This is a genomic window from Mesorhizobium sp. M4B.F.Ca.ET.214.01.1.1 (assembly GCF_004791545.1).
In the GTDB taxonomy this organism is placed as follows: domain Bacteria; phylum Pseudomonadota; class Alphaproteobacteria; order Rhizobiales; family Rhizobiaceae; genus Mesorhizobium; species Mesorhizobium abyssinicae.
The window spans coordinates 241,601-259,219 of the sequence record NZ_SRUX01000006.1 but is presented as its reverse complement, the minus strand read 5'-3'; the positions used below and the strand labels follow the sequence as shown (position 1 = coordinate 259,219).

Annotated in this window: 17 protein-coding genes; 16 read left to right on the top strand and 1 reads right to left on the bottom strand. The window is 57.7% G+C overall.

The features are described from left to right. Positions 1 to 4 precede the first annotated feature (4 nt). From sctJ to EN857_RS14695, 11 genes are all read left to right on the top strand, one after another. A complete protein-coding gene (gene sctJ / locus EN857_RS14745) occupies positions 5 to 868 on the top strand; it encodes a type III secretion inner membrane ring lipoprotein SctJ (RefSeq protein ID WP_091595839.1) in 864 nt (287 codons plus the stop codon). Continuing rightward, positions 813 to 1,508: a nodulation protein NolU gene (locus EN857_RS14740; RefSeq protein WP_268931536.1), complete on the top strand. Its 696-nt coding sequence runs from the start codon at positions 813 to 815 to the stop codon at positions 1,506 to 1,508. Before sctJ ends, EN857_RS14740 begins: the two co-directional genes overlap by 56 nt. Then, positions 1,505 to 2,128: a type III secretion system stator protein SctL gene (sctL, locus tag EN857_RS14735; RefSeq protein ID WP_091595841.1), complete on the top strand. Its 624-nt coding sequence runs from the start codon at positions 1,505 to 1,507 to the stop codon at positions 2,126 to 2,128. Before EN857_RS14740 ends, sctL begins: the two co-directional genes overlap by 4 nt. After that, entirely contained in the window at positions 2,125 to 3,483 is a 1,359-nt protein-coding gene (sctN, locus tag EN857_RS14730; RefSeq protein WP_024505372.1) for a type III secretion system ATPase SctN, read from the top strand. Before sctL ends, sctN begins: the two co-directional genes overlap by 4 nt. Next, on the top strand, positions 3,459 to 3,971 hold the full coding sequence (locus tag EN857_RS14725) for a hypothetical protein (protein WP_091595843.1): 513 nt from the start codon (positions 3,459 to 3,461) through the stop codon (positions 3,969 to 3,971). The genes sctN and EN857_RS14725 overlap by 25 nt, the downstream gene beginning before the upstream one ends. Positions 3,972 to 4,024: 53 nt before the next feature. Continuing rightward, positions 4,025 to 5,089: a type III secretion system cytoplasmic ring protein SctQ gene (gene sctQ / locus EN857_RS14720; RefSeq protein WP_036267419.1), complete on the top strand. Its 1,065-nt coding sequence runs from the start codon at positions 4,025 to 4,027 to the stop codon at positions 5,087 to 5,089. Further along, positions 5,082 to 5,747 (top strand): type III secretion system export apparatus subunit SctR, encoded by a 666-nt coding sequence (sctR, locus tag EN857_RS14715; RefSeq protein ID WP_029354851.1) that lies wholly within the window; start codon positions 5,082 to 5,084, stop codon positions 5,745 to 5,747. Before sctQ ends, sctR begins: the two co-directional genes overlap by 8 nt. A gap of 2 nt (positions 5,748 to 5,749) precedes the next feature. After that, positions 5,750 to 6,025, top strand: coding sequence for an EscS/YscS/HrcS family type III secretion system export apparatus protein (locus EN857_RS14710; RefSeq protein WP_024505375.1), 276 nt, complete (start codon positions 5,750 to 5,752; stop codon positions 6,023 to 6,025). Positions 6,026 to 6,033: 8 nt separating this feature from the next. After that, complete coding sequence (gene sctT, locus EN857_RS14705) at positions 6,034 to 6,852, top strand: type III secretion system export apparatus subunit SctT (RefSeq protein WP_091595845.1); 819 nt, start codon at positions 6,034 to 6,036, stop codon at positions 6,850 to 6,852. Next, positions 6,849 to 7,886, top strand: a complete 1,038-nt coding sequence (locus tag EN857_RS14700) for an EscU/YscU/HrcU family type III secretion system export apparatus switch protein (protein ID WP_029354843.1) — start codon at positions 6,849 to 6,851, stop codon at positions 7,884 to 7,886. Before sctT ends, EN857_RS14700 begins: the two co-directional genes overlap by 4 nt. Before the next feature lie 356 nt (positions 7,887 to 8,242). Continuing rightward, entirely contained in the window at positions 8,243 to 9,043 is an 801-nt protein-coding gene (locus EN857_RS14695) for an Effector protein NopP (protein WP_091595847.1), read from the top strand. Positions 9,044 to 9,585: 542 nt separating this feature from the next. Here EN857_RS14695 and EN857_RS14690 read toward each other — a convergent pair. Continuing rightward, complete coding sequence (locus tag EN857_RS14690; protein WP_029354840.1) at positions 9,586 to 11,700, bottom strand: hypothetical protein; 2,115 nt, start codon at positions 11,698 to 11,700, stop codon at positions 9,586 to 9,588. 1,346 nt (positions 11,701 to 13,046) lie between these two features. Between EN857_RS14690 and EN857_RS34740 the strand changes: the two genes are divergently transcribed. The 5 genes from EN857_RS34740 to EN857_RS14665 all read left to right on the top strand — a co-directional run bounded on the left by EN857_RS34740 (position 13,047) and on the right by EN857_RS14665 (position 17,581). After that, the gene (locus EN857_RS34740) at positions 13,047 to 13,376 is read left to right on the top strand and encodes a hypothetical protein (protein ID WP_091595908.1); all 330 of its coding nucleotides are present in this window, start codon (positions 13,047 to 13,049) and stop codon (positions 13,374 to 13,376) included. 72 nt (positions 13,377 to 13,448) lie between these two features. Beyond that, a complete protein-coding gene (locus EN857_RS35705; RefSeq protein WP_224570034.1) occupies positions 13,449 to 13,691 on the top strand; it encodes a nodulation protein NopA in 243 nt (80 codons plus the stop codon). A gap of 116 nt (positions 13,692 to 13,807) precedes the next feature. After that, complete coding sequence (locus EN857_RS14675) at positions 13,808 to 14,698, top strand: EscD/YscD/HrpQ family type III secretion system periplasmic domain-containing protein (RefSeq protein WP_029354836.1); 891 nt, start codon at positions 13,808 to 13,810, stop codon at positions 14,696 to 14,698. Between the two features lie 232 nt (positions 14,699 to 14,930). Beyond that, positions 14,931 to 16,994 carry a type III secretion system export apparatus subunit SctV gene (sctV, locus tag EN857_RS14670; RefSeq protein ID WP_029354834.1) on the top strand — a complete coding sequence of 688 codons (2,064 nt, stop codon included), beginning with the start codon at positions 14,931 to 14,933 and terminating at the stop codon, positions 16,992 to 16,994. A gap of 53 nt (positions 16,995 to 17,047) precedes the next feature. Continuing rightward, the gene (locus EN857_RS14665) at positions 17,048 to 17,581 is read left to right on the top strand and encodes a tetratricopeptide repeat protein (protein ID WP_101918715.1); all 534 of its coding nucleotides are present in this window, start codon (positions 17,048 to 17,050) and stop codon (positions 17,579 to 17,581) included. The last annotated feature ends 38 nt before the right edge of the window (positions 17,582 to 17,619 follow it).

The window sequence follows — 17,619 nt, the reverse complement described above, 5'->3', positions numbered from 1 at the left end:
GCGCATGATTGGCTTGGCCGAGGGCGAAATCATGCGTGGCCTGTCAGGGTGGCGGTCGGTTAGACTTGTCATGCTGCTAGTTCTCGTCGCCCTCAGTGCTTGCAAAACCGACCTCTACACGCAATTGCAAGAGCGTGAGGCAAATGAAATGCTCGCACTTCTTGAAGACAACGGGGTCGCCGCGATCCGGGTGGTCGCCAAGGATGGGACCAGCACGATCCAGGTTGACGAAAAGCTGCTCGCCTTCTCAATCAACCTTCTGAACGCCAAGGGGTTGCCGCGCCAATCCTTCAAGAACCTCGGTGAGATATTCCAAGGATCAGGCCTGATTGCCTCGCCGACCGAGGAGCGTGCCCGTTACGTGTATGCCCTGAGCGAAGAGTTGTCGCGGACGATCAGCGATATCGATGGCGTTTTTTCTGTACGTGTTCACGTCGTGCTGCCGCATAACGACCTTGTGCGAGCCGGCGCCACGCCATCCTCGGCCGCGGTGTTTATCAGGCACGACGCCAAAACAAATGTCGCGGCTCTGCTGCCAAAGATAAAGATGCTGGTAGCCGACAGCATCGAAGGCTTGTCCTACGATAAGGTGGAAGTGGTTTTGGTGCCGGTAGAACGGTCCGCACACGAGCAACGGCCCGATCCGACTGCTGTTTTGCCACAAGCATCAACACCTCTTCCTGCGCCAATTCTGGCGACCGTGACAGGTTTTGCCGCAGCCGTATTCGCAGTGGCCTGTTATCTCTTGGTCAGCGTTGCTACGCGTCGGCGCAAGCAATCAACCGGCGTTTCCAAGGTCGAGGGGCGCCGGGATGCTTCTGCTGTCGAGGCCATTCGCAAAAGAATGCCTGCAATTGGACGTGGGTGACATCTCATTGCCAATGCCTATACAGACCGCCCGACCTGATGGTCCGCACCAATTGCGTTTTCCGGGCGCGAGCGAGCTTGCGGCTTCGGCCCATCCGACCCGTCTAGCGGCGCGTCTTGATCCAGCGTTATCGGCAGAAACGTTAGTGAAGTTGCAGAAGTGTTCCAGACTGCATCCAAGGCTGGCAGAATTGCTGGGCAACTATGACGTGGATCTGAACCACATCGGCTGCAGGCCGGACCTTCTACGCGGGCACGATCCATATCGAGCTGCCCTTCTTGCTGGTAGTATCTGGCATGCCCGTTCGCTGGTCGCGTTTGTCTCTCAGCCTGAGCTTGCCATCCTTGTTAAACGCATCGGCGTGGATGCACACGCATTCGGAATCCGACACCTGCTGCATGCCGTTGAGAACAGACTGATCGCGGACCCAGAAAAACTCGCTCAGCAAATCGAATACGATGGACATGCATGTCTTGGGGCTTGGCTCCAGGACAGTTCAGCGACCGAGCGTAACCGCGTGCTTCTTCGGTTGCCCGAGGGGACTGCCGCGGAGACTCCAGCACCTGAGCATTGGACCGCCGCCGGCCAATTGCTTTCACTTGTACTAGCTCATTTTGAGACAGAGACCCCGGTGAAATGACAGCCGAACTTTCCGAGGGGCCAATAGCGCCGCAGATGCGTCCAATCGGACCACTGATACCCGCGAGCGAGCTCGAAACCTGGCACAGCGCCGCGCAAGCGCTTGCCGCGGCAGAACGGCATCGGCAGCGCGTTCGAAACTGGGCACGCGCCGTTTACCAGCGGGCGTGGGTGCGCGGCCACATGGAGGGCTCGAATGCAGGCACCGAGGAGATGGCAGGGCTGATTGCGGAGACAATCTCCGAAATCGCGCGACGAAAGGCGGCTCTGGAGCAGGAATTGCCGCAGCTCGTGATGGAAATATTGAGCGATCTTATCGGCGCTTTCGATCCGGGCGAGCTACTGGTGAGGGCTGTTCGTCACGCCATAGAGTGTCAATACAGCGGCGCCGAAGTTTGCCTTCATGTTTCTCCCATGCAAGTCGACATGCTTGCACGAGAGTTTGCTCGATGCGACGGCCAGGATGGTCGACCAAGGGTGCGGATCGAGCCCGACCCGACGTTGTCGCCGCAACGGTGCGTGCTGTGGAGCGAGTACGGCAATGTCGACCTGGGACTTGACGCCCAGATGCGCGCGCTGCGCCTTGGTTTCGGGACGCTATGTGAAAAAGGCGAGCTATGAGAAAGCCCGTCCCAGAACATAACGCTGACGCCGACACTCGAGCTCTCGTTCCAGCAATCTCGTCTTTGAGGGCTGCGGCCAAGCGAATTGACACGCGTGCGGTGCGCGGTCGGATCACGCGGGCTATCGGCACACTGGTTCATGCCGTCTTGCCAGATACTCGTATTGGGGAACTTTGCCTCCTAGAGGACCCGCGAACCGGGCTGTCGCTCGAGGCCGAGGTGATCGGCCTGTCGGGTGATGGTGTATTGCTGACACCGATCGGGGACTTGGTGGGCCTATCCAGCCGCGCAGAGGTCGTGGCCACTGGCCGAATGCGTGAGGTGCCCGTCGGCGGCGATTTGCTCGGTCGCGTGATCGACAGTCGTTGCCGCCCATTGGACGGCAAAGGCGAAATCAAGACCGTCGAAACTCGGCCCCTGCATGGCAGAGCCCCCAATCCGATGACGAGGCGCATGATTGAGCGGCCATTCCCGCTTGGGGTCCGTGTCCTCGATGGTCTGCTGACGTGCGGCGAGGGCCAGCGGATCGGGATTTATGGCGAGCCAGGTGGTGGCAAGTCGACGCTGTTGTCACAGATCGTAAAGGGTGCCGCCGCTGACGTCGTCATAGTGGCGCTCATAGGCGAACGTGGACGGGAAGTTCGTGAATTCATCGAAAGGAATCTTGGTGAAGAGGGCCTTCTCCGTACGGTCGTCGTGGTTGAAACCTCCGACCGCTCGGCGGTGGAGCGTGCGCAATGCGCTCCAATGGCGACTGCGCTCGCGGAATATTTTCGCGATCAGGGCCTACGCGTTGCTCTCATGCTGGATTCGCTGACGCGCTTCTGCCGCGCTATGCGCGAAATAGGCCTTGCTGCGGGTGAGCCGCCGACGCGACGGGGCTTTCCTCCTTCCGTTTTTGGCATGCTGCCAGGCCTGCTCGAGCGCGCCGGCATGGGTGAGCGGGGCTCAATCACGGCCTTCTATACGGTGCTTGTAGAGGGTGATGGCACGGGTGATCCAATCGCCGAGGAATCGCGTGGTATTCTCGATGGCCATGTCATCCTCTCACGCGCTATTGCGGCGCGATCGCATTTCCCCGCTATTGATGTGCTGCAGAGTCGCAGCCGCGTCATGGATGCAGTCGTTTCGGGGACACATCGCAAGGCAGCATCCATTTTCCGCGAGCTCCTATCGCGCTATGCCGAGACCGAGTTCTTGATCAATGTTGGCGAATACAAGCCAGGTGGAGATCCCCTGACTGACCGGGCCGTCGCGTCAATCGACGAACTGAGGGAGTTTCTGCGCCAGAGCGAAGATGACGCGTCAGATTTCGAGGAGACGGTCGCATGGATGTCGCGTCTGACCGCGTGAACTGGGTTCAGTCTTCGAGGTTACGGCTTCTGAAGGAAATGCAAGAGCGTCGTGCCCTTGGCGAGCTGTCCAAGAAGGAAGCCCAGCGCGATGTGGCCGCCTCAGCCGTACAAAATGCCGCTAGGGAGCTTGCAATGATACAGCAACATTGTTCAAGAACAGAAGCAGCGCTCTATCAGCATCTGATGTCACTCGACAACTTGTCTAGCGCAGCGCTCGACCGTCACCGCCTTCACACTGAACAGCTTGCCGCTGAGATCACTTCCAGACGGCAGATGCTTGATGATGCCCAAATCGCTCAAGAGGAGGCTGAGATGGCGGCGTCCAGGACGAGGGAGCTATGGGTCATATGTTCGGCGGCAAGGGACAAATGGCAACAAATCGAGGACGACGTGCGGCGCGCCGTCGAGACTCATTCGGAGGCCGCAGCCGAGATCGAGGCCGACGACGAGATACTGCTGAAATATGCGAGGGGGTCGCTTGCCTAAATGCCGCGCAACCGGATCCGACAGTCGCAAGAGGTCGTCCGAATGACACGACCGTGCAGTCTTTGATAGCCGCTGCGGTCACACCCGCCATGTTCGAACCAGTTCTGAAACTGTCCCGCACGGTTGTCTCGTGGCTCAATGATACAGCAGCGCCCCGCACGCCGTTTCAAAGCCGGATCAACGAGGTGCCGCTATCGGTGCGAACGGCAGGGCTTGTCTGGCAGCAGGAACCTGCTGCCATTCCGATGCTTGACTGCGTCTGGAGAGTGGGAGCCGAAACGGTCATCTTGTCGCTGTCGCGCCCGCTCGTAGAGGAGTTCATCACGACAGTGCAGAACGGCTTGGCCTTCCCTTCCGAGCCAACTGCTTCGCTTATTCTCGAACTCGCTCTTGAGCCGCTTGTCACTCGACTGGAGGAGACGACGCGTCTGAACGTGCAACTCGTGCGCGTATGCGAAGCCACGATGCTGGCTCCTCATCTTGAACTCGACATCATTTTCGGCGCGGTCAAGGGCAAGGGCCGTCTATTCCTGTTCACGCCTCTTGACGGCTTAGTACCGCCTGCGTTTCGCGCGCTAGGCGAACTGCTTGCCCAGTTGCCGCGGCAGCTGGGCGGGCTGCCTCCAGAGCTCCCGCTCATTGTTGCAGGAGAGGTCGGCACGCTTCGCCTTCCTGCGGCGCTTCTTCGAAGCGCATGTGTCGGTGATGCATTGTTGCCCGATATTGCGCCGTTCGGCCGCGGCCAGATCACCCTAGCTGTCGGCCAGTTGTGCGCCGGGGCGGATCTTGACGGCGATGAATTAATCTTGCGGGGGCCTTTCCGCCCGCGACCGTGTCCTTTGGAGAATGCGCATATGACACAACCCGGATCGCAACTGGAGCTTACTAAGGATCTCGACGATGTCGAGATCGTGCTTGTCTTTGAATGCGGCCGCTGGCCTATTTCTCTTGGGGAATTAAGAAGTGCCGGCGAAGGGCATATTTTTGAACTTGGATGGCCGATCGACGGCCCGGTCGACATAGTGGCCAATGGTCAGCGTATCGGGCGTGGCGACATTGTCCGCATCGGAGAAGAGCTGGGCATCAGGCTCCGTGGCGGGTTTGCATGCAATGAGTGAAGCTCAGCCGACAATCCTGGCGCTTCTTGCGGTTACCGCCGGACTCGGTCTGCTGGTTTTAGCAGTTGCCACGACAACGGCCTTTGTAAAGGTATCAATTGTTCTTTTCCTCGTCCGCAATGCGCTCGGGACCCAGACCATACCACCCAATGTGGTGCTGTACGCCGCGGCGATGATCCTCACTATGTTCGTTAGTGCGCCCGTTGCTGAGCAGACCTATGACCGCATGTCGGATCCCAAGCTCCACTATCAGACATTCGACGACTGGGTAAGCGCCGCTAAAGCCGGAAGTGAGCCCTTGCGCGAGCATCTCAAGAAATTCACAAATGAAGAGCAGCGGCGATTTTTCCTATCTTCGACAGAAAAGGTCTGGCCAGAGGAAATGCACGCTGCAGCCACGCCTGATGACTTTGCAATACTTGTACCGTCTTTCTTGCTATCAGAATTGAAGCGCGGATTTGAGATAGGATTTCTACTTTATCTGCCTTTTATTGTTATAGATCTGATAGTGACAACTATCTTGATGGCAATGGGTATGTCGATGGTCTCACCAACTGTTATATCTGTCCCGTTCAAGATCTTTTTGTTTGTTGCCATTGATGGTTGGTCAAAATTGATGCATGGGCTTGTGCTGAGTTATACGTTACCGGGAGGCTGATCATCACTGAATCCAGCATCATTACTCTTATGAGCCAATCACTGGTGGTTTTCATGATCTGGATTCTACCGCCGCTCATTGCATCAGTGGTTGTCGGCCTCGTCATCGGCATCCTCCAGGCGGCGACGCAGATCCAGGATGAAAGCTTGCCGCTCACCGTGAAGCTTCTGGTCGTTGTCGCGGTGATTGGGCTGTTTGCTCCTGTGCTAAGCGCCCCGCTCATAGAGCTAGCCGATCAGATCTTCACCGAGTTTCCCGCAATGACACTTAGCTACTAGTCCGCCCCATGGACGCGCCATCGGCCGATATTCAAATTCTGATCCAGACGGCTCTCGAACTCGTCGTTGCGGCAGGTCTTGGGGCAGCCCGCGCGATGGGCATCATGCTGATCTTTCCCGTATTCACACGCTCGCAGATCAGTGGGCTGATCCGGGGCTGTTTGGCTGTTGGCTTCGCACTACCATGCCTGGCACACGTCAGCGGCGGATTGCCGGCGCTGGATTCTGATACACGCCTGATCCAGCTAACCCTGCTCGGATTCAAGGAAGTTTTTGTCGGTGTACTCCTTGGCACTTTTCTTGGCATTCCGCTTTGGGGCCTTCAGGCTGCCGGGGAGCTTATCGACAACCAACGCGGCATCAGCAGCCCGACCGCTTCGGCCGATCCCGCGACGAACAGTCAGGCTTCCGCGATGGGCGTTTTTCTGGGGATCACTGCGATTGCCATATTCGTCGGATCAGGAGGCCTGGAAACTTTGATCAGTGTCCTGTACCGCAGCTACTTGATCTGGCCGGTGTATCAGTTTCACCCGACACTGAGCGGGCCAGGAGCAATGGAGTTGTTGGGGCTTCTCGACCGCATAATGCGCACGGCATTATTGGTATCGGGGCCTGTCGTGTTCTTCCTGATACTGATTGATATATCGATGATGCTGCTGCGTCGCTTTGCCCCGCAATTTAAGGCGAGCCAACTGTCTCCGGCAATCAAGAACATTGTCTTTCCAGTTCTCATGGTCACCTACGCTGCCTATCTGGTGGAGAGCATGAAACTGGAGGTCACACAAGCCAACGGCGCGCTGGAGTGGTTCGACAAATTGCTGCCATGAGCGACACAAGTGAAGAGAAGACACACGCCGCCAGCCCGAAGAAGTTAAGTGAAGCGCGCAAAAAAGGACAGCTGCCACGTAGCTCCGATTTCGTCCGCGCGGTCGGGACTTGCGCTGGGCTCGGCTACCTTTGGCTAAGAGGCAGCGTGATCGAGGACAAATGCCGGGAAGCGCTCCTATTAGCCACCAAGTTGCAGAGCCTACCTTTCGATACCGCGGTGCCGCAGGCATTGGTTGTGCTCGTCCAACTCACCGTCGCGGCTGTTGGCCCGCTGCTTGGAACCCTCGTCGCCGCGGTGATTTTGGCCAGCCTGCTAGCCAATGGTGGATTTGTCTTCTCTCTGGAGCCGATGAAGCTCAGCTTTAAGAAAATTGACCCCTTTGAAGGGCTGAAGCGCTTGGGGTCTGCTCGTTCCATGGTCGAAGTCTGCAAGACCATGTTCAAGGTATTGGTTCTCAGCGCAACCTTTTCCATTGTCCTTCTCGGGATGTGGAAGACAATGGTCCCTCTGCCGATCTGCGGCATGGGCTGTGTTGGCCTCATCTTTATGGAGACAAAATTGCTGATGGGAATTGGCGCCGGCGCACTGCTGGTCGGCGGACTGATCGATCTCCTGCTCCAGCGCGCGTTGTATCTGCGCGAAATGCGCATGACCAATACCGAAGTGACGCGCGAGTCGAAGGATCAGCAAGGAGCGCCAGAGTTGAAAGGTGAACAGCGTCGCATCCGCGAGGAGGCGGCCGACGAGCCTGCGCTTGGCGTGCATCGCGCCACGCTGGTCTTAACAGGAAGGGCGGTCCTGATCGGTCTGCGTTACGTTCGCGGTGAAACCGGGGTGCCGTTCTTAGTTTGCCGTGCCGAAGGTGAGCGCGTTTCACATGTGTTGAGTGAGGCGCGGGCACTACGCCTGACGATCGTCCATGACCATGTCTTAGCGCGTCAGCTGATAAGCACTACAAAACTCGGCCACGCGGTTCCTATGCAATATTTCCAGCCTGTCGCGAAAGCATTCTTTGCCGCAGGCTTGGCCTAGTCATTGGAAGTCCACGACTGCCCAGTTCAAAACTGACCTGGTTCCATGCTAGTGGCAAATGTCGGCTGGCCATCCGTGCCCCAGTGTCTCTGTCAGGCCAACCGCGCAACCGCGGGCCTGGGGCAATCACTCCCCTCGGATCTGCCACCCAGCAACTACGGCAAGTCCTCCGGGCATGACCTTTCAGCCTCTGCTGGCCGGTGCGTGGCGCAGTCCGAGGTTTTGAGGCCGGCAGTGCGGATTTGATTGGTGCAGCCGTTGGAATGCCCTCGTCAGCTAGTCGTCAACTAAGCGCCCTATGTTGAACAGCCGTGCTAACTTGAGCTCGGTTGCGAAACATAGGAGTACGAATCGTCATGTATGGTCGAATTGGCTCATCCGATAGTTACCGCGCGCATAATGCCGGCGAGCAATCGGATGCAGGAAGCGAAGGGTTCGCGGACACATTTGCCCGAATGCACTTATCCGGATCGGAAGGTAGCGGCGCCTCATCATCGGCGGCTCCCCAAGCATACTCCCTCAATTCCCGACCTCCTGTGGTGGAGATCAACAGGACTTCCTTCAGGAGACAGGTGAGGCAATTTCATGGTGATGAAATCACGCACATCGCCGACAATCCTCAAGAGTATTCGGAGTTCGTATCGTCACGAGCCAGGCGCACCGCGGACGTTGCTCAGCAATATGGCATCCGTCGAGATACGGAGCACGCGCGATATTTCAGTTACCAATTGGGAGACCGGAGTGCCGGACTGCTGAGAATGGAAGGCGGATTCAGCATGAACGAGTTCGAATCGGAAAGTTGGCGGGAACAATTTCCTGGTCGAACTGAGGTCACTTCCATAGTGGATCTTCAAGTCGCCCATCCGCTCGTCGAAAATGCGGGCGATATTCTGCTGGAGCATCAACTTCGGATAGACGGCGACCGACCGTTGCTGAATTGGCGTGCGGCTAATCCGGAAGCACAAGCGCGCGCGCAGACGATGGGGTTTGTTGAAGTGGATCATGGCGACCTGGTGCTTGACCCTACGCAGCATCCCGACAAATGGACGAAGAACAGTGCCGGTGAGTGGCAGCGTGCAGGCAAACCTCCACTCTATCTCCACAAAACCGAGGACAGCGACAGCAGCGATAGCGGGTCTGACGACGATTTCATGTGATTTGTCGACCCGCCGCCGAGCCTTGCAACTGGTGACGGTTGCAAGGCTGTTGGCAGTGAATGCTAATTGTCCGGCGACAGCCCCGCCTTAGCGCCAGCGCCGCCGAGCGATCCAGCCCATCTCCCAGACAATAAACTGCGGATGCGCATCGTGGGTGCTTGCGAGCGGATTGTATTCGGGCCGGAACTCCGCCTCTTGGATACGAGCTCTCCCGAATCCAATTTTCTCCACCACACCGTTGGGTCGTTGCGATGCGCCGATCCCGATCGGATCGGCTATGCCTGCTCCGCGCTCGCAGGAAGACCTTCCGCCTCGATCTTGGCGGCGCGATCTCGGCGATAAGTTGGATGGGAGGCAAGATACGCCGCCACGTCAACAGCAGGTAACGCGACATCGCAAATCGGCCCTGACGGTAGCCGATCGACTCCAATCGCCGGACCGCAACTCGCGCAGCGGCATTCGCGGTTTGGCCAGGAGAAATGCTCGCTGACTCACAGCGTGGCCGGCCGCATTCTGCCCTAGACCCCAAAGTACGTGCCCTGTCATGCAGCCTGCGCCGACGGGAGCTCGGCACGCGAATGGCGTGGTTGGCGGCCAAGCCCCGAGGTCAACAAGGACTTACAGAAAGCGGGGGTGAGTTTGCCGCGATGAATTATGACCTTCTCGCGACCGGACCTAGCATCGGCTTCCTCTCGCTCTCGATTGTAGCCGCGCTGTTCGTTGGATTTAACGTGGCAAGCGGTGAATTCGGAATCAGCCAGCCCTTCCAAGTTTCTGGCCATGACGGGGCGACTCGTGTGGATGTGCACCCACATCGGGCTCGGCATCGCACCATTGACCAGCATCTTGGGCTGCAGCTTCATCTCAAACAGCTTTCCTGGCTCGCCACGCAGCGCGACCGGTGCCTCCGGCGGCATCAATTCGTCGGCATTGCACAAATGTTCCAGGTATTTTTGCGCCGGAAATGCGTAGGTCTTCATGCAATCAGTCGTAATGCCGGCTTTTCCTTCATTCAATGCGTTGGCCTGTCCCAGCACCATGTTCAGCAACCCTTTGAGCTGGTCTGTGCGTTCGTGCACTTTGGGTAGCTGGGTGGAGGTGAGTAGCAGGCGTACATTACGCCCCTGCAACCCGGCGAGACAGGTTTGCATCTCAATGGCCTGGGCTCGCAGGTACTGGGCCACATCGTCCACGACCTTACCGGCCTCCTCAGGCTTCATCTGGCGCACTTGGGAGACGACGCTTTGCTGACCGGCCAGATCGAACTGCAAAAGTTCGTCCAATCGTTTGAGCCGCTCCGTCAATACCTCCATTGACAACGCGGCGCCCCCGATTGTCGAGCCTGCCCCCGACGAACTCGCAGCCACCTCTTGCGCTCTCACCTGTGTACTCGCAACTTGATCCGAGCGCGCGAGAACCTTGGCTGCTGGCACTGTGCCGGCGTTCGCAGCGACTGGTGTTGATGGCTGCCCGGCGGCAGAAGTCCCGGCGCGAGCTGCCGACTTATGCTTTGACTTCCCTTTCCTTCGCGCTGTAGTGCCTTCTGACACTGCAGCCGTACCAGCAGTGTCAGCCGGTATCGCAGCGCCTGCCCTGGCCGGCATCGCAGCGCCCGCCTGGGCCTGTGGCGCCATGATGGCTGACGGCGGAGACTGCAGGTTCAACAAGTGCATGGCATCGTGCGCAGTGATCCATGCATCGTCCACGATCCGTTCGAACAGTTTCAATGGGAGGCCGGCATCTGGGTAGGTATGGCTTAGCTTGGTATGCACCTCGTGCAACGCCAATCCAAAATCCGAAAGCCGCTCCATGATTTTTTCTACAACCGCGCAATCATGAGCGTTGAGTGCTTTGCCATCATCCATTATGCCCTTCGCCAAAGAGAGGGCGCGAAGAGCTTCTTGAACGGCGCTTGCCATCAGCTGCACCACTCCATTTCGACCGACGAGGAGTTCCTTCAAATCTGGCTCGAACCTGCTCGCCCGCAGTTCAATCTTGGCCCGCGCAAGACCGATCCGCTCACGGACCAGCCAGATCCTGACACTCAGTACCGAGCCGGCACGCAGCCGCAGTGCGCACCGCTCGGCTTCCCGCATCACGGGCGTTCCACTGGATAGGCTAGCGGTGGCAGCGCAGGCGGATCGCTGCCGTTCGGAGCGCCATGCCTTTTTTTCCCACCACTTAATTGCCGCCGTATGGTGGTTCTCCACATTTAAAATCAACAGCTCCTGCCGGTCCGCCTGGGAGTAGGAGTAGAGTTTATCGACCATACCTGCCGCTTTCTTGGTCTTTTTGTCCAATTTCGTGATCGTCGACAGGCCAAGTTTGTCTACTTCATTCGCGGCGTCGCACACGATCTGGCAACATCTACGCACCTTGTCGTCTGGCATAATTGTCTGCGCCTCAGCCGCAGGCAGGCTAGCGCGGTACTCCAGAATTGCTGAGGCTGCATCGACGACCCGACTGATCAGCTCCACCGCCTCCTCGGGGACGTCGGTTTTCCTGGCCGCAGCCTCGCAATCAGTCAGTTGTTGAACAAGACTGTTCATTCTGAGCTGTGTCGGACTGATATCTTCATTTGACGATGAGCTGGTGCCTTCCACCTGCGCGGTTGATAGTTGGCTACCGACCGGCGCCATGGCTTCGCCCTCAGACATGGAGGGAGAACCGCGCCGCCTTGCGGCTGCGCCACGTGGCGCTACGGTTCCGCGTGGTGGCGCAGCGGCTCCACGTGGCGGTGCGTTCAGGATTTGATCTTCGCCAATCGAGGCGCCTGGCAGACTTTCGCGGGCATCGCCTGGACCGCGCGCAACTGGAAGGGAGGAGGGCCTCCTATCGGCGTCCCCAGAGCGCATCTGCTCCACAACGGAATCGAATGACTGTCCACCTTCTCCCGCAGCAAGACTTGATTGCGAAAGGGAACTGCTCGCCCGCCCCGCGCGGCTGGCTCCAGTTTCAGCCTGCGATTTCCGTGGTCGGCCAATGCCCTTCATATTGCGTCTCCGTAGTAGGCGAGAATGTGCTGCTATTGTGCTGGCGGCTGACGAGACCAGCGGCATCTTTCGGTTAACGTCACGGTCAGCCAGACCCGCGACGGCGTAATGTTCCCGCCAAAGTGCTTCTCAGTAGCAGGCCAAGATTGGCCCGAGCTCACAGGACTTTCGCAACGTTGCCATCGATGTCCTGAGATTATCAGCGCTTCAGTCCGCCGATTTCCAGGAACAGCGAATGAAATCAGACCAACTCGGCTAGCTCCCCTTCCTAGACACGTGCCTGACGATTTTATTGAGGCGTCACTCCTCTCGTTCGCCACCGACAAAGTCACACATTTGCTTCAGAGAAGCGTGTGCGTTGCGTATCGCGCGGGAAACCTCGATCTATAGTTACAAAAAGTGTCGAGACGGGACCTTTGGATCCGAAGGTCAGGCACGGCCGGCCTAGATAGACCGCTTGGCTGACGATTAGCTGACGATGGGAGTTCTCACGAACAGGGCAAGAAAATCCGACCGCTTCAAGCTTTCGATATGGTGAGAAGAGGATCCGCACCGGCCTCCCAAAGCCGGCAGACCATCCCATGTTCGTACTCGCCGACCTTCTCGAAGCCAATGAGCTCACCGCGCCGGGCCGTGATGTGCAGGCGAGAGAATGGTGATGCAAAGACCGAGTTCCTGCTCGTTGCGTGCGCCCGTGGAGCCAGCAAGAATACGGTCATTGCGGTCATGCAGCACGTGGACCGTGTCTCCTGTTCGACACCACAGCATCGAGGATGCAAACGAGCTGCTGCGGCTGCCATTCGGTCGCGGCATGCGTGGACGGCGGGATTGGCCGAACAGCCGAGATCGTGGTCGACTGTTCGATGCGAGAGCAACATCCTGCAGAGCATACGTTTTTGCGCTGGCCGGTTTTTGTCAAAAGCCGTCAGGTTCTCGAAAGCTCCCGCCCTTAGCTTGATCGAGGTTAACCTTTAACACGTCGCCGCCAATGGCAAATGCCGGAGTACCTGATGATAGCAGCAATTGGGAGTGGAGTTGGCAACCTCGGGACTTCCTTGATCCGAAAGGGCCATGGGGATTCGAAATCCGAGCATTCTGGTGATGGCAAGCCGGCTGGTGGCAATGATGGCAAGCCAGCTGGTGGGAATGATGGCAAGCCAGCTGGCGGGAACGATCGGGCGGATAACCGGACCGTTTCAAATGATCAACTTCAAGACAACTCACAGTCTGCAGCACAAAGTGAAGCCTTCCAAAGTATCCTGCGATCGTTCGCGTTCCAATTCGCGAACGATGCGATGGCTGAGGCCGATGAAGCTTTGGATGACACAGAAGATGCCTGACGCGGGAAAATCCGGCGTGAGGTCATACAGGCCGTTATTGACGGCACAACTCCAACAGAAAAAGGAATGATCATGGCTGCAGTTGATAATAATAAGAAATCAGGCAATACCAATACCAGTAGCGCCGGCAATACCGATAAAACTAACAGTGGCACTCCCGGCAATACAAGCGGAGCTGATGCTACTGCTTTTCAGGCGCAAGTGCAAGAACTAACCAATGTTAGCTTGGAGGCGACGAAAAGGAGTGTCCAGTTGCGCACTCTAACGACCAATCTCCAGACCATCAAGAAGGCCGCCGACGAACGCGTTTCGTAATGTCGGAAGCGGCTTTTAGACTGCCCCTAGCGCGTCTCCTTATTGACGCGACGTAGTCCCGAAATGAGCCGCATGGCAATTGCCGTGCGGCTTCTATCCTGTTTGAGAGATGCTCTGTGGATGACGCCGTTTCCCTCCGTTTCGAAGTGCTTTCGGGGCTCTATTGCGGACTGACCGGCAAGACGGATCTTCAAACGTGTTTAATCGGCAGCGGCTTCGATGCCGATTTGGTCTTTGTCGAGCAAGGACTGGCACCGCATCATCTTCGTGTAACTCTTCTTGGCAAGTCGATCGAACTCGAGGCGCTTGCACCCGGACTCAGTATCGAGGGCAACCGGAATATCGCCGCAGGCCAGTCCGTTGTTGTGCCCCTTCCTGCCGTCCTGCTCGTAGGCGAGATGTCCATTGCTTGGTCCGTGCAGGATGCAGAGCCGCCTGGTTCGACCGGCATACCGCGCCTACCGATCGGTGTGCTCGCCATGGTCATAATCAGCTCACTCGGGATCGGCGCGCTTTCGGGCATGTTCTCCTATCTTGGCAATGCAAGTGGATCGAGCCCCAATTCACTTCGGGCTGAAGTCGCGTCCAGAACGATCAGTCACCGCGCTGACAATGAACTTACGGGGGCAGCGGCCAAAGAGCTGCAGGAGGAAGTCGATCGAGCGGGTCTTCTCGACGTCAAGATTGGCTCCGCAAAGGGTGTTGTGACCGCCGAGGGCACCGTCACGTCTGAATCGGTCATCAGCTGGCAGAAGCTTCAGCAATCGTTCGATCGTCGCACCAAGGGTACTCTAACACTGGTGAACGGAGTGCTCATCAAAGAGGAGAAGGCGCCATCCGCAATCGCGGTCGAAGCTGTGTGGCATGGGGCCCAACCGTATCTTGTCATCGACAGCGAGAAGTATTTTGTCGGGGCCATTTTAGCTGATGGATGGGTAGTCGATCGTATTGAGGACAGCCGTGTGCTGCTGAGCAGGAATGGCCGCATTGCTGCTCTCCCATATTGAAAGCTCGCAGGCCCCATCAAGCAGCACTCTATGGCCAGCCAAACATCCTGTGGCGCTCGGTGCTGACAAGCTGGCTGCGTTGGAAACATTTGCTGCCCAGCCATTTCGCGCCTGTTTGTGGCTCTCATGCAGGGTCACGCGCTGGCCAAGGCCGAGGCGCCTTCGGAGTTCGAAAGCTACGTTTCAGGGCGTAACAGCAGAGTAAGTCTCAACCGATTGCAAAGGTGTCTCGATGGCCAACGTCCTGCGTGACTTCATCAAGCGTGCGCCGGCCAGCCCGGATTTAATGGTTGCGTTGATGCTGCTTCTGGCTGTCGCGATGATGGTCATGCCTATCCCGGTCGTGGTGGTCGACGCACTGATAGGATTCAATATGGGGTTGGCCATACTGCTGATGATGGTTGCCCTGTATGTCAGTACTCCACTTGATTTTTCCTCTTTGCCCGGCGTTATTTTGATTTCCACTGTATTCCGTCTCGCGCTGACGGTCGCAACGACGCGACTGATCCTGGCCGAGGGGGAGGCCGGCAGCATTATTCATACCTTTGGCGATTTCGTCATCTCAGGCAATATCGTGGTGGGTTTCGTCATATTTCTGGTCGTCACCATGGTGCAATTCATGGTCCTCGCGAAGGGTGCCGAACGGGTGGCAGAAGTGGCGGCGCGTTTCACGCTGGATGCTCTGCCGGGCAAGCAAATGGCGGTCGACGCAGAGCTACGCAACGGCCACATCGATGCCAACGAATCCCGCCGGCGGCGCGCCGAATTGGAGAAGGAAAGCCAACTATATGGCGCGATGGACGGCGCGATGAAATTTGTGAAGGGCGATTCCATCGCCGGGCTGGTGGTTATCTGCATCAACATGCTGGGTGGAATTTCGATCGGTCTGCTCTCCAAGGGCATGTCCTTCGGCGAGGTGCTGCATCACTATACTCTGCTGACGATAGGCGATGCATTGATATCGCAGATTCCGGCCCTTCTGCTCTCCATTACTGCGGCGACCATCGTCACCCGTGTGACTGGGACGGCGAGGATCAACCTCGGTACCGAAATGGTCAGTCAGCTCACGGCCAGTACTCGAGCCTTGCGGCTGGCGGCCGGCGTCCTGGTCGTGATGGGGTTCGTTCCTGGGTTTCCCCTCCCCGTCTTTCTGATGCTGGCCGCAGTGTTCGCTGCGGTAAGCATTGTCAAGGCTGATGTGCTGGGCGCCGGCACTGCCGATGCGAAAGATGGAACTGCAGCGGAGCCTAAGCAAGCCGCGCCTGCGAAGGAATTCCCGATCGCATTTTTTTTAGCGCCAAATCTTATGCAGGCGATCGATCAAGCCGAATTGCAAAAACATATTGGGCGCGTTTCGCTCCTGGTCACAGCCGATCTGGGCATTATCGTTCCCCGCATCCCTGTCTTGGTTGACGAGCAGCTGCCTACATCGCAATTCCGGATAGATGTCGAGGGCGTGCCAGTCGAACAGGACGCGATAGATCCAAGCCAGATGACGCTCCGAGCCGATGTAGCGCACGTCGACTCGAGCGGTATCCCCCTTAGGCGTGAGCCGAAAACGGACAGACTCCCGGTCGAACATACCCCTGCACAGGCCCTTACGGGCGCCGGCACGGAGCATTGGGCTCCCGGCGAACTCCTCGCCTTGCGCGTCCATGCAACGTTGACCCGCTACGCACCGCGATTGGTGGGCATCCAAGAGACCCGACATTTCCTGGGCCGAATGGAGCAGGAATATTCTGATCTTGTGAAAGAGGTGCTGCGCACGACGCCGATTCCTCGGATTGCCGATGTTCTGCGCCGCCTCCTGGAGGAAGGTATCCCAATCCGCCACACCCGTCTCGTGTTGGAGGCATTGGCCGAATGGAGCGAGCGTGAGCAAAACGTTGCCCTGCTGACGGAATATGTCCGTTCTGGTTTGAAGCGACAGATCTGCCACCGCTATGCCAACACCGAGGGCATCGTGTCCGCCCTGGTCGTCGAACGCGAGAGCGAGGATGTGATGCGTGGCGCGGTTCGAGATTCGGATGCAGGCCCCTATCTCGCACTGGAGGATCGGCAAAGCGAAGCGATGCTATCACAGATACGTCAGGTCCTTTCGAACACAGAACCGGGTCAAACCCGCCCTATTCTGTTGACGTCAATGGATGTCCGACGTTTCGTCCGCGGCTTTCTGACGCGAAACGGGATCGATCTCGCCGTGCTGTCTTATCAAGACCTCGCCTCCGACTTTACAATTCGCCCGGCAGGATCCGTCAAACTCCCGCACGGATCGAACAGCGGATTGTTAGAGTAGTTCCACCTTTCCTAACTGAACGCGACCCGCCTCCCTGATAACCGAGAGATAATATGAAATTTGTTAGAAATACAGTTTCTCCATCGCCTATGTTTCTGCGCCGGAGCTCACTTCTTTTTGCCGTACTCGCCATTCTGCCTTTGGGCGGTTGCGCCAGCTGGCAAAAGCCCGCTCTTTCCGTGCAGGAGACATCTTCCCCAGAGTTGCTCAGCGCCGATCAAATCGATCCGGCTATGCGCGAACGCATTTTGCGCGAAGTTGGTCAGGATGTTCAAGAGCGGGCTTTGCGGGATGAGGTGAAGCAGCACCCGGACAATGTTGATGCGGCGATACGGCTTACAAAAGCCTTGGTGGCCCAGAAGCGCCCGCACGAAGCGGTTGAGGTGCTCGACAGCGTCTTGGTTGCAGCCCCAGCAAACGTACGTGCATTGAATGCGAAGGGCGTGATCTTGGACATTGAGGGGCGGCATGACGCGGCACAGGCCCTGTATCGGCGAGCTCTCGAAACCGAGCCAGGGAATCAGATGGTGCAGCATAACTTCAATCTGTCGCTTGCCTTAACGGCAAGTCCGAACAGCCAAGGTTAGCACGATCGCAATAGGTGGGCACAGCGCATGTGCAGCCT

Coding starts and splice junctions, on each gene's coding strand:
- sctJ (WP_091595839.1), top strand. CDS start 5: ATGATTGGCTTGGCCGAGGGCGAAATCATGCGTGGCCTGTCAGGGTGG.
- EN857_RS14740 (WP_268931536.1), top strand. CDS start 813: ATGCTTCTGCTGTCGAGGCCATTCGCAAAAGAATGCCTGCAATTGGAC.
- sctL (WP_091595841.1), top strand. CDS start 1,505: ATGACAGCCGAACTTTCCGAGGGGCCAATAGCGCCGCAGATGCGTCCA.
- sctN (WP_024505372.1), top strand. CDS start 2,125: ATGAGAAAGCCCGTCCCAGAACATAACGCTGACGCCGACACTCGAGCT.
- EN857_RS14725 (WP_091595843.1), top strand. CDS start 3,459: ATGGATGTCGCGTCTGACCGCGTGAACTGGGTTCAGTCTTCGAGGTTA.
- sctR (WP_029354851.1), top strand. CDS start 5,082: ATGAGTGAAGCTCAGCCGACAATCCTGGCGCTTCTTGCGGTTACCGCC.
- sctT (WP_091595845.1), top strand. CDS start 6,034: ATGGACGCGCCATCGGCCGATATTCAAATTCTGATCCAGACGGCTCTC.
- EN857_RS14700 (WP_029354843.1), top strand. CDS start 6,849: ATGAGCGACACAAGTGAAGAGAAGACACACGCCGCCAGCCCGAAGAAG.
- EN857_RS14695 (WP_091595847.1), top strand. CDS start 8,243: ATGTATGGTCGAATTGGCTCATCCGATAGTTACCGCGCGCATAATGCC.
- EN857_RS14690 (WP_029354840.1), bottom strand. CDS start 11,700: ATGTCTGAGGGCGAAGCCATGGCGCCGGTCGGTAGCCAACTATCAACC.
- EN857_RS34740 (WP_091595908.1), top strand. CDS start 13,047: ATGATAGCAGCAATTGGGAGTGGAGTTGGCAACCTCGGGACTTCCTTG.
- EN857_RS35705 (WP_224570034.1), top strand. CDS start 13,449: ATGGCTGCAGTTGATAATAATAAGAAATCAGGCAATACCAATACCAGT.
- sctV (WP_029354834.1), top strand. CDS start 14,931: ATGGCCAACGTCCTGCGTGACTTCATCAAGCGTGCGCCGGCCAGCCCG.
- EN857_RS14665 (WP_101918715.1), top strand. CDS start 17,048: ATGAAATTTGTTAGAAATACAGTTTCTCCATCGCCTATGTTTCTGCGC.